This is a genomic window from Streptomyces lomondensis, assembly GCF_014651035.1.
GTDB classification, from domain to species: Bacteria; Actinomycetota; Actinomycetes; order Streptomycetales; family Streptomycetaceae; genus Streptomyces; species Streptomyces lomondensis.
In genome coordinates this window covers 1-11,448 of sequence record NZ_BMWC01000018.1, presented here as the reverse complement: position 1 = coordinate 11,448, position 11,448 = coordinate 1, and the positions used below count along the sequence as shown (strand labels likewise).

The 11,448-nt window shown below is 72.5% G+C and carries 8 protein-coding genes and 1 pseudogene; 3 read left to right on the top strand and 6 right to left on the bottom strand.

Annotated features, from left to right (window positions below; all coding sequences use genetic code 11):
• Positions 1 to 6 precede the first annotated feature (6 nt).
• Entirely contained in the window at positions 7 to 624 is a 618-nt protein-coding gene (locus tag IE255_RS36225; RefSeq protein ID WP_190054765.1) for a flavin reductase family protein, read from the top strand.
• A 23-nt stretch (positions 625 to 647) separates the two neighbouring features.
• Here the strand turns inward: IE255_RS36225 and IE255_RS36220 are convergent.
• From IE255_RS36220 to IE255_RS36210, 3 genes and pseudogenes are all read right to left on the bottom strand, one after another.
• A pseudogene (locus IE255_RS36220) lies at positions 648 to 1,760 on the bottom strand (methyltransferase); the annotation flags it as partial.
• 796 nt (positions 1,761 to 2,556) lie between these two features.
• Entirely contained in the window at positions 2,557 to 4,056 is a 1,500-nt protein-coding gene (locus IE255_RS36215; protein ID WP_190054672.1) for an alpha/beta hydrolase, read from the bottom strand.
• A 198-nt stretch (positions 4,057 to 4,254) separates the two neighbouring features.
• Positions 4,255 to 5,559: an MFS transporter gene (locus tag IE255_RS36210; protein WP_190054671.1), complete on the bottom strand. Its 1,305-nt coding sequence runs from the start codon at positions 5,557 to 5,559 to the stop codon at positions 4,255 to 4,257.
• A gap of 71 nt (positions 5,560 to 5,630) precedes the next feature.
• On the opposite strand from IE255_RS36210, the gene IE255_RS36205 reads away from it, so the two are divergent.
• Positions 5,631 to 6,668 carry a GlxA family transcriptional regulator gene (locus IE255_RS36205; protein WP_190054670.1) on the top strand — a complete coding sequence of 346 codons (1,038 nt, stop codon included), beginning with the start codon at positions 5,631 to 5,633 and terminating at the stop codon, positions 6,666 to 6,668.
• A gap of 45 nt (positions 6,669 to 6,713) precedes the next feature.
• On the opposite strand, the gene IE255_RS36200 is transcribed toward IE255_RS36205, so the two are convergent.
• The 3 genes from IE255_RS36200 to IE255_RS36190 all read right to left on the bottom strand — a co-directional run bounded on the left by IE255_RS36200 (position 6,714) and on the right by IE255_RS36190 (position 9,927).
• Positions 6,714 to 7,763 (bottom strand): Zn-dependent alcohol dehydrogenase, encoded by a 1,050-nt coding sequence (locus tag IE255_RS36200; RefSeq protein ID WP_190054669.1) that lies wholly within the window; start codon positions 7,761 to 7,763, stop codon positions 6,714 to 6,716.
• On the bottom strand, positions 7,763 to 8,905 hold the full coding sequence (locus IE255_RS36195) for an acyl-CoA dehydrogenase family protein (protein WP_190054668.1): 1,143 nt from the start codon (positions 8,903 to 8,905) through the stop codon (positions 7,763 to 7,765). The genes IE255_RS36200 and IE255_RS36195 overlap by 1 nt, the downstream gene beginning before the upstream one ends.
• 107 nt (positions 8,906 to 9,012) lie before the next feature.
• Positions 9,013 to 9,927 (bottom strand): SDR family oxidoreductase, encoded by a 915-nt coding sequence (locus tag IE255_RS36190; protein ID WP_190054667.1) that lies wholly within the window; start codon positions 9,925 to 9,927, stop codon positions 9,013 to 9,015.
• A 106-nt stretch (positions 9,928 to 10,033) separates the two neighbouring features.
• On the opposite strand from IE255_RS36190, the gene IE255_RS36185 reads away from it, so the two are divergent.
• Positions 10,034 to 10,960: a cyclase family protein gene (locus IE255_RS36185; protein WP_190054666.1), complete on the top strand. Its 927-nt coding sequence runs from the start codon at positions 10,034 to 10,036 to the stop codon at positions 10,958 to 10,960.
• Positions 10,961 to 11,448: the final 488 nt, after the last annotated feature.

Here is an 11,448-nt window from a genome sequence, read left to right as displayed (position 1 = left end):
GATGTGATGGGACAAGCAGGGGTGGCGGAAGCCGCCGTCCGCTACCTCAGGTCGGTCCGCGCCACCGCGCCGGAGCCCGTCGAGCCGCTGCCGCGCCCCGAGTTGCGGTGCGTCGGCGACGACGAGCGCGCCCCTCTGGACGCGCGTGAATTCCGCCGTGTCCTCGGGAACTTCGCGACGGGCGTGGCCGTTGTCACGGCACCACCCGCCACCACCGGCGACTCCCCTGCCGGTTTCGCCTGCCAGTCCTTCACCTCCCTCTCCCTCGACCCGCCCCTCGTGGCCTTCATGGTCGGCCGTACGTCGACGACCTGGCCGCGGATCGCGCGGGCCGGTGCCTTCTGCGTGAACGTCCTGTCCGCCGGCCAGGCCGAGCTGTGCCGTGCCTTCGCCGTGAGCGGCGCGGACAAGTTCGCGGGCGTGGCGTACGACGCGGCGCCCGTGTCGGGCTCGCCGCGCCTGTCGGGTGCCGTCGCCTGGATCGACTGCGCGATCCACGCCGTCCACACCGGCGGCGACCACCTGATCGTGGTCGGCCGGGTGAACGCCCTCGGCACGGGCGACGACGCCCCGCAGGGACCGCTGCTCTTCCACCGAGGACGCTTCACAGGCTTGACGGACTGACCCGGTCCGGTCACCCAGTCACCCGACGGGGCCAGCCGCCACAGGGACGTCACCTCGGCGGCCCGCACGGCATGCAGCGGATCACCCGTGTCCCGCACGCGCGGATGCCGCGGACGCGTATCCAGACGGTCGACCACGCGCAGCCCTGCCGCCTCAATGGCGCTCAGCAGCTCCTCCCGGCTGCGCAACCCGAGGCCTTCGGCCAGGTCGGACAGGACGAGCCAGCCCTCACCGCCGGGTTCCAGCCGTCCGGCGAGCCCGTCGAGGAAGCCGTGGAGCATGCCGCCGTCGGCGTCGTAGACACCGAGGTCGAGGTCGGAGGCGGGCCGGGCCGGGATCCAGGGCGGGTTGCAGACGACGAGGTGGGCGCGCCCTTCCGGGTACAGGCCGGGCCCGGTGACGCGGACCGTCCGGCCGAGCCCCAACCGCCGTACGTTGTCCCGGGCACAGTCCCGCGCCCGCGCGCTCACATCCGTCGCCACGACCTGCCCGACCCCCCGCCGGGCCAGCACGGCGGCGAGCACGCCGGTGCCCGTCCCCAGGTCGAACGCCGTACGCACGCCCCCGCCACACGGCAACGGCGCCCGCGCCACGAGATCGACGTACTCCCCCCTGGTCGGCGCGAACACCCCGTAATGCGGATGAACCCGCGCCTCCAACGCGGGGACGTGCACCCCCCTCTCCCGCCACTGCCGAGCACTGACCACCCCCAGCAGCTCCGTCAGCGCGACGGCCACAGGCCCGTCAGCCGGCCCGTACGCCTCGTCACACGCCCGGCGCACATCAGGCGCCCGGCGCAGCGCCAAGGCGTGATCCTCCAACACGACCAGCAACTTGCCGAGCACACGGGCGCGGTGGGCACGGAACCGACGTTGCAGACGGAAGGTCTCGGCCGGCGCCGGCGCCGCACCGGGCGCGCTACGGCCGACCCGGCGATCCATCGCCCGCAGCAACTGCCGGGCGTTGTGGAAGTCCCCGCGCCACAGCAACGCGGTGCCCTCGCAGGCCAGGCGGTAGGCGACGGAGGCCCGCATCCGATCGTCGGCGACAACGACCCGGCGGGGCAGCGGCAGGCCCGACTCAGAGTGAAAGCGGGCGGAACGGGGTTGAGCCTCGATCCAGTGGATCGTGGACACGGCAAACTCCTCGGAAGGCCGAACGTGAGCGAACGCGCGAAGTCACGACGACCACGTCACCGAGGACCATGCCGAGTGTCATCAACTGGCCTTTCGAGGCAGCGAAGTAGTTGAACACAGGGGGAAACCAGCCCCTGGCTTCAAGAATAGGCCGAACCCGCGCCCCGACACCCCACCTGCGGACAGCCGCCGCCCCACCACCCACACGCCGATCGCCGCTTACTCCACCCGGTGTGCAGGCGAGGCGCGCCCGCGCCACCCTGTCGCCGAGCAACCGGGCAACGGACCGAAGGGAGCGCCGGCCTGGCCACCCGCCTTTCCGGGCCGCTCGCTCGCTTCTCTCCCGTGCTGGAGCGGCCTGGGTCAAGGGTGGCCCGCAGGGCCATCGCCGAAGGCGACGCGCAGCGCCCTTGAGGCAGGCCGCGGAAGCACGACACTGGCAAAGAAGCGGGCGGCCCCGACAGTTACTTTCCGACGTACGCACCGATCAGGCCACCCTGACGCCGAACAGCCGCGAGTGCTTGCCTTCCCCAAGGGGTACGCCTCAGGATTCCCGCGCTTCGGAGGATGCGACTCGTACCCGTCCGGGCCATCGAGAACCAGAACACCTTGCTCGCGCAGCACGGCGATCGCACGAGCCACCGCGGGCTGCGCACCCTCGCCGGAGCGCTCTGCGGCGACGAGCGCCCGATCCGCGGCGAGGGCTGCTGGGATCGCGGTCGTTTCGCCGTACCTGGGGGATCCCGCAGCCGCACGGGTTACGGACCGTACTCGCCTATCGGCAGGAACGGCTCGGTCAGGACGACATCGCAGGGCACGTGGCCCCCCGCGGTGGTACTGCCAGGTCGATGAGGTAGCTGTCCACGGCGTTCTCCATGCACGGGCCGCTGGTGACGCTGCCGTGCCCGTGGCCCTCGTAGGTGAGGAGCACGCCGCTGCGGCCGAGCTGGCGGGCCACCGAGACCGCCCACGGGTAGCCGGTGGCGGGGTCGTGCAGCGCGTTGGACAGCAGGATCGGCGGGGCGCCGTGGGCGTCCAGGCGGTGCTGCGGGTTGGTGGTCGGCGCGCCCAGACACGCCGCCACCATGTGGATCGGCAGCAGGTAAGGCAGGTCAGGCGCGGTCCTGTTCATCATGGCGACGAGTGAGGCGTACTCCTGGTGGTCGCGCACCGGCAGGTGCCAGTCCGAGCAGAAGACCGGGGTGGCCGGAGGCAGCGGCGCTGTCGTGGTGGGCGACGCGGGCAGCGGCGTGCTCGCGTCCATCCCCGCGATCCCCGTGGCCAGACCCGCGTAGTCGGCCGCGTAGAACTTCCGGAACGCGATCTTGTTGACCAGGTCCGAAGACGACAGCGAGGTGCCCGGCTTCGCCGGGTCCTCCAACTCGCCGTGCCCGGCCCGGGCCAACAGGCCCTGCCAGACGGTGCGGACGTCGCGGCCGTGCAGCGCGCAGTCCGCGGCACCGTCGCACCACCTCACGAACTCCTGGAACGAATCCTCTGCCGTGGCCGCCGCGGACCGCAGGAAGTCACGGGTGGTCGGCACGCTGTGGTCCATGACGCTCTCCAGCACCATCGCGCGCACGCGGCGCGGGTAGGTCTCGGCGTACTGAGCGCCGAGCAGCGTGCCGTACGAGCTGCCGTGGAAGGTCAGTTTCCGCTCGCCCAGGGCGGCCCGCAGGGCGTCCAGGTCCCGGACCGTCTGGGCGGTGTCAAGGTGGTCGAACACCGGGCCGGTACGCGCCCGGCAGTCCGCACGGAGCCGCCTGTTGTACGCCACGGTGGCGTCGAAGTCCGCCTGGCTCTTCAGCTCCGGTGACGGCCGCTCGGCAAGCAGGTCGCCGGAGCAGGTCACCGGGTTGCTGCGGCCCACGCCGCGCGGGTCGAAGCTGACGATGTCGAATCTGCGGCGGACCTCGGGGCTGAAGCGGCTGATACGGCGCACCACCGTCTCCACACCCGAGTCGCCCGGCCCGCCGGGGCCGAACACCATCGAGCCGACGCGTGCGCCGGGGTCGGTGGCCTTGCGGCGGGCCACGGCCAGGTCGAGTCTCGGCCCGGCCGGGCGGGCCCAGTCGACCGGAACCGAAAGAGTGGCGCACTCGGCTCCCGGCTCTGCCGGGCCGGCACACGGTGCCCACCGCAGGGCCCCGCTGGCAGACGGCGACGCATGGACCGCGGGAGCGGCGAGACCGGTGATGACGGCCATGGCGGCTCCCACGGCCATGGCGGTTCCCACAGTCATGGCCGTGCCCCGTGCCGCGATGCCCCGCACTGCGGATCTGCCCCTTAACGGCATGGATCCTCCTCGTGAAGAGAGCGGTTGTGTCAGGCGTGCAGACCCGGCCGGGGCACCGTCGTCACGTTAGGCGCGCTGCCGCCCATGTGGTGCCCTCGTCAGGGGCTTTTCGGGGTCGGGTCGGGGACCGCTCAGGGGCGATCGGGGCTCAGGGCGAAAAGCGGCAGCAGAGCAGACACAGCAGGCACTGAGCCCGGATCAGGCCGCGGCCGCCACACTCCCGGCCCGCCGCCGAATCACCAACGCCATCAACGCCGCCGCCGCACACAACCCCCCGGACGCGTACCACACCACGTCGTACGACCCGAACGTGTCCCGCGCGACGCCGCCCAGGAAGGCGACGAGGGCCGCGCCGATCTGGTGGGAGGCGAGGACCCAGCCGAAGACGATCGCGCTGTCCTCGCCGTACTGCTCGCGGCACAGGGCGAGGGTGGGCGGGACGGTGGCGACCCAGTCGAGGCCGTAGAAGACGATGAAGAAGATCATCGGCGGGTGGACGCTGGGCGCCAGCAGGATCGGCAGGAACATCAGGGACACGCCTCGCAGCGCGTAGTAGACGGCCAGCAGGCGGCGCGGCTCGAAGCGGTCCGTGAACCAGCCGGAGGCGATCGTGCCGACGACGTCGAAGACGCCGATGACGGCGAGCAGCGAGGCCGCGGCCGTGACCGGCATGTGGTGGTCGTGGGCCGCGGGGATGAAGTGGGTCTGGATCAGGCCGTTGGTGGAGGCACCGCAGATCGCGAAGGTGCCCGCGAGCAGCCAGAACGGGCCGGTGCGCGCGGCCGAGAACAGCACCGTGAGCGCGCGCCGCGCGGCGCCGGGAACCGGTGCCGGCTTCGGTACGAACTCCACCGCCCCGTACGGCTTCTGGCCCACGTCGGCCGGGTGGTCGTGCAGCAGGAGCCACACGAACGGCACGACCGCGAGCGCGGCGAGCGCGACCGTCACGGCCGCCGGGCGCCAGTCGTGCCGCTCGATGATCCAGGACAGCAGCGGCAGGAAGATCAGCTGGCCGGAGGCGGAGGCGGCGGTGAGGATGCCGCTGACCAGGCCGCGCCGCTCGGTGAACCAGCGGTTGGTGACGGTCGCCGCGAACGCCAGCGCCATCGAGCCCGAGCCGAGGCCGACCAGCAGCCCCCAGCACAGCATCAGCTGCCAGGCCGCCGTCATCCACACGGTGAGCCCGGAGCCGAGCGCGATCACGGTCAGGGCGACCGCTACGACCCGGCGGATGCCGAAGCGGTCCATCAGGGCCGCCGCGAACGGGGCCGTCAGACCGTACAGCGCGAGGTTGACGGAGACCGCGGCGCCGATCGTGCCGCGCGACCAGTCGAACTCGTCGTGCAGCGGGTCGATGAGCAGACCCGGCACGGAACGGAAGGCGGCGGCGCCGATGATCGTCACGAAGGTGACGGCGACGACGAACCAGGCGCGGTGCACACGACGACGGCGGCTGGACTTCGGCGGCTGCTCGACGGCCGCTGCTTCGGTTGTCTGGGTCACGACATAGAGCTTCCGGTCTGCGCGTCATCGCAGCGAGTGGCCCGGAGGACAGCGTTCGCTAGGATCGGGCCATGACCTCGGCCACCCACTCCGCTCCGGACACGGCTCCCGGCGCCCGCCCGCACCGCGTCGTCGTCCTCGCCCTCGACGGCCTGCTCCCCTTCGAACTGGGCATCCCGCACCGCATCTTCGGCCGCCCCAAGGACGCTCACGGACGGCCCCTGTACGAGGTCGTGACCTGCTCGGTCCGGCAGCCGGGCCCGGTCGGCACGGACGCCGACTTCGCCATCCACGTGACCCACGGCCCCGAGGCCCTGGCCACCGCCGACACGGTGATCGTCCCGTCGTCGTACGAGCTGGGCCCGGTCTACGACGAGGGCGTGCTGACCGACGAACTGGCCGCGGCGCTCACCCACCTGCGCCCCGGCACCCGGCTGGCCTCCATCTGCACCGGCGTCTACGTCCTCGCCGCCGCCGGCCTCCTCGACGGCCGCCCGGCGACCACCCACTGGGCCGAGGCCGAGCGCCTCCAGCGGCTCTTCCCCAAGGTCGAGGTCGACCCGGACGTGCTGTTCATCGACGACGGCGACATCCTCACCTCGGCCGGCGTCGCCGCCGGCATCGACCTGTGCCTGCACATGGTGCGCCGCGACCACGGCGCCGCCGTCGCCAACGACGTGGCCCGCCGTACGGTCGTACCGCCCCACCGCGAGGGCGGGCAGGCGCAGTACATCGCCCGGCCGGTGCCCGACCCGCAGCAGGCGTCCACCACCACCGCCCGCGCCTGGGCCCTGGGCCGCCTCCACGAGCCGATCCAGCTGCGCGACATGGCCGCCCAGGAGTCCATGTCGGTCCGCACCTTCACGCGCCGCTTCCGCGAGGAGACCGGCGTCAGCCCCGGCCAGTGGCTCACCCAGCAGCGCGTGGAGCGGGCCCGGCACCTGCTGGAGTCCACCGACCGCTCCGTCGACCAGGTGGCCCAGGACGCCGGCTTCGGCACGGCCCAGTCGATGCGCCAGCACCTCCAGGCGGCCCTCGGCGTCACCCCCACCGCCTACCGGCGCACGTTCCGGGCGGAGAACGGCAAGGCCCCTGCCCTCGGAAGGTGAGCAACGGCCCCCTGCCCTCGGATCCTGAGCAACGGCCCCCTGCCCTCAGAACGTGAGCACGGCCCGGGCCACCCGCCCCGCCTCCGCGTCCGCCGCCGCCTTCTCGAACTCCTCGACCGGGCAGGTCCTGGTGACGAGTTCGTCGAGCAGCAGGCGGCCCTCGCGGTACAGGTCGGCGTACAGCGCGATGTCCCGCTGCGGGCGGGAGGAGCCGTAGCGGCAGCCCAGGACGGACTTGTCCAGGTACAGGGAGGAGACGCGGAAGGACGCCTCGGCCGTGGCCGGGGGCACCCCGAGCAGGATCGCCTGGCCGTGCCGGTCCAGCGCGTCGATCGCCTGGCGGATCAGCTCCACCCGGCCGACGCACTCGAAGGCGTGGTCCACCCCCAGGGGCAGGAGGTCGCGCAGCCCCTCCGCCGACGTCAGGAAGTCCGTCGCGCCGAACCGGCGCGCCGCCTCCTCCTTCGCCGGGTTGGCGTCCACGGCCACGATCCGCGACGCGCCCGCGAGCCGCGCCCCCTGGAGCACGTTCAGACCGATCCCGCCCGTCCCGATCACCAGGACGCTGTCGCCCCGGTCCACCCGCGCCCGGTTCAGTACGGCGCCCACACCGGTCAGCACCCCGCACCCGATGAGCGCGGCCGACGTCAGCGGGATGTCCTCGGGGATGCGGACCGCCTGTACGGCCTTCACGACCGTGTGCTCCGCGAAGGCCGAGTTGGACGCGAACTGGTGGACCGGCAGGCCGCCGTGGCGGAACGGCCGGCCCGGGCGGCCGATGGCGTGCCGGCACATGGTCGGCCGTCCCCGGTCGCACTCCGGACACGTGCCGCAGTTGGCGAGCGTGGACAGCGCCACATGGTCACCGGGCACTACATGGGTGACGCCCCCACCCACCGCCTCCACGATCCCGGCACCCTCATGGCCCAGCACCACAGGAACCGGGAAAGGTATGGTCCCGTCCACCACCGACAGATCGCTGTGACAGAGCCCGGCCGCCGCGACCGCGACCCGCACCTCGCCCGGCCCCGGCTCCCGCACCTCCAGGTCCGTCACGACCCGGACCTGCTTCCCGTCGAAGATCACGCCTCGCATCACACGGCCCCCTTGGGCTCCCTGGGCAGACCGAGCACGCGCTCGGCGATGATCGTGCGCTGGATCTGGTCCGAGCCGCCGTAGAGGGTGTCGGCCCGGGAGAACAGGAACAGGTGCTGCGCCGCGTCCAGTTCGTACGGCGCCGAGGCCGACCAGGCGACGGGCCCCACCCCCGCCGCCGCGCCCCGGACCAGCACCGCCAGCTCCCCGAGCCGCTGATGCCAGCCGGCCCACAGCAGCTTGGCCACGCTCGGCGCGCCCGGATCGGCCGAACCCCCCAGGGTGCGCAGGGCATTCCAGCGCATCGTGCGCAGCTCGGCCCACTGCCGTACGAGCCGTTCCCGTACGACGGGATCGCGGGCCGCGCCCGACTCCACGGCCGCCCGCACCACTTCGCCCAGTTCCTCGGCGAACCCGATCTGCTGGGCCAGTGTGGACACGCCCCGCTCGAACCCGAGCAGGCTCATGGCCACGCGCCAGCCGTTGCCCTCCCCGCCGACGACGTGCTCGGCGTGCGCGCCGTCGAAGAAGACCTCGTTGAAGTCGCTGGTGCCGGTCAGCTGCCGGATGGGACGGACCTCGATCCGCCCCGGCTGGTCCATGGGGACGAGCAGGAAGGTCAGCCCGTGGTGGCGTACCGAGCCGGGTTCCGTCCTGGCCAGCACGAAGCACCAGTCCGCCTCGTGCGCGAGCGAGGTCCAGATCTTCTGCCCGGTGACGCGATACGCCCGGCCCGCACGCACCGCCGCCGTCCGGACCCCGGCCAGGTCCGACCCGGCACCGGGTTCGCTGTACCCCTGGCACCACAGCTCCGCACCGGCGGCGATCGGGGGCAGGAAGCGGGACTTCTGCTCCTCGGTGCCGTGGGCGATGAGCGTGGGCGCGAGCAGGTTCTCCCCGATGTGCCCCGAGCGCGGGGGCGCGGCCGACCGGGCGTACTCCTCCGCCCAGACGACCTGCTGGGTGAGGGTGGCGGTGCGGTTCCCGTACCCGGACGCGCCCCACCCGAGCCCGATCCAGCCGGCCGAGCCGAGGGTGCGTTCCCAAGTACGGCGATCGTCACCGGGTTTGGCGTGCGAGACGAGCCAGTCCCGGGCTTCCCTGCGGAACGTCTCGTCCTCCGGACCGAAGCCGAAGTCCATCGGAGTCCTCCTCTCGACACGGCAGGGGTGCGAGCCCTCAGGGGCGCGGGGAACTGCGCGACAAGCCGCAACGAACCCGCACCCGCCACACCACACCCGCCCCCGAGCTAGTGGGCGTTCGGCCGCTCCCCTCCCCGCGCAGCCCTCTCCATCGCCTCCACCCGCTCCAACATCGGCATCGGATCCACCCCCACCGACCCGGGCAGGAACTCCGCGATCCTCTCCACGGTCCAACCGCCGGCGGCATACGCGGCCCGCAACTCCCTCGGCTGCGCCCACACCGCGATCTTCGGCCCGGCGACCGTGTACACCTGACCGGTTATCCCCTGCCGAGAGGCCTGGTCGGACAGCAGATACACCACCAGCGCGGCGACATCCTCCGGCTCCCCGATCTCCGCCAGCTCCATCGGCACCCCCGCCGACATCCGGGTCCGGGCGACCGGCGCCACCGCGTTCGCGGTCACCCCGTACTTGTGCAGCCCCAGCGCGGCGCTCCGCACCAGCGAGATGACCCCGCCCTTGGCCGCGCTGTAGTTCGCCTGCGACACCGACCCCTGATGGTTGCCGCTGGTGAACCCGATCAGCGTCCCCGCACGCTGTTTCCGCAGCACCGCCGAGGCCGCCCGGAACACCGTGAACGTCCCCTTCAGGTGGGTCGCGACGACCGGGTCCCACTCCTCCTCGGTCATGTTGAACAGCATCCGCTCGCGCAGGATCCCGGCCACGCAGACCACACCGTCCAGCCGCCCGTACGAGGACAGCGCCACGTCGACCACCCGCTGCCCGCCCGCCATCGTGGAGATGTCGTCGGCGACGGCCACCGCGTCCCCGCCCGCCGCCGTGATCTCCTTGACCACGGCCTCGGCGACCTCGCTGGTCGGTGAGGCGCCGTCGACCGCGACGCCGTAGTCGTTGACCACGACCCGCGCGCCCTCGGCCGCCGCCGCGCGCGCGACCGCCCGGCCGATGCCCCGCCCCGCGCCGGTGACGGCGACGACCTTGCCTGCCAAGAAGTTCCCCACGCCCGGCCCCTTCCCGCGCCACGGTTTCTGACGGACTGTTAGATTTCTCGGTTCCCGAATTCTACGACCCGTCAGATACGGGAAGACAAGCCCCTGGGGAGGACTCATGTCACTGCCGGACGCGTTCCACGACATCGCCAAGCGCGTGAACAACTGGGGCCGTTGGGGAGCCGACGACGAACTCGGCACACTGAACCTGATCACCGACGAGGTGGTCCGGGACGCCGCCACCGGTGTCCGCACCGGGCGCCGGATCCCGCTCGCGCTGCCCCTCCGGCAGGACGGCGTGCAGACCGGGATGATCCCGGGCCGCGTCAACCCGCTGCACGTCATGGTGCAGATCAACCAGGAGCTCTTCGGCCCGGGCACGGTCGCGTGCAGCGACGACGCCGTGACCATGGGGCTCCAGGCGGCCACCCACTGGGACGCGCTGCCCCACGTCTCGCACTCGGGCCGGCTCTACAACGGCCGTCCGGCGAGCAGCATCACCGCACACGGCGGCGCCGGGTTCGGCGGCATGGACAAGGTCCGGCACGTCGTCTCGCGCGGGGTGCTGCTCGACGTGGCCCGGGCCCGGGGCACGGACCGCCTGGACGGCGGGTACGCCGTCACGCCCGAGGACCTGGACGCCGCCGAGGAGCTGGCCGGTACGCGGGTGCGGGCCGGTGACATCGTGCTCGTGCGGACGGGGCAGGTCCAGGTCTGCCTGGCCGGGGACCGGCACGCGTACGCGTATCCGTCGCCGGGGCTGTCGCTCCGGACGCCGGAGTGGTTCCACGCGCGCGATGTCGCGGCCGTCGCCAACGACACCCTCACCTTCGAGGTGTTCCCGCCCGAGGTGGAGGACCTGTGGCTGCCGGTGCACGCCCTCCATCTCGTGGAGATGGGGATGCCGCAGGGCCAGAACTGGAATCTCGAAGAGTTGTCCACAGCCTGTGGAGAAACGGGCCGCTCCACGTTTCTGCTGGCGGCCACGCCCGAGCCGTTCACAGGGGCGACCGGGGCTCCCGTGGCCCCGGTCGCCGTCCTGTAGGCCATCCCCCTGAAGCTGGATGGCGGCGCCGCGCTGCTCGCCCCGAGCACGGCAGCGCGCGCCGCCACCCGACTCCGGCGCTCCCGCCCCGGCTCCCATGGCCCTGAAAGGAGCCGACGCCGAATCACGACTCACACTCGCCGAGGGCCACCGTCGTCGAGGCCCTCGCCGTCCCCTCACGGCGAATCGCTGCCCTCAAGCGTGAGCAACCGGTCACGACGCGTCAACGCCCGTTCGGGGATTTGTCGCTTATACGGCATTTATCGCAGGCGCGCACGGAAGCACATCCCGGCGCATCGCCGCATGCCATGACGAAACCGGCCGATCCGCCGTGCATCCGTGCCCCGGCCCCGCCGCAACTCCGCGCGGCATGTGCCGCCGTACACCGCGGGCCGTCCACGTCTGCGGCGCGGCCCCGACGACAGCCCCTAGGGCCTGTCGTTTGGATCAGGTCGCAGGGAAGTGACGGTGCTGTTCAGTGCCGGTGA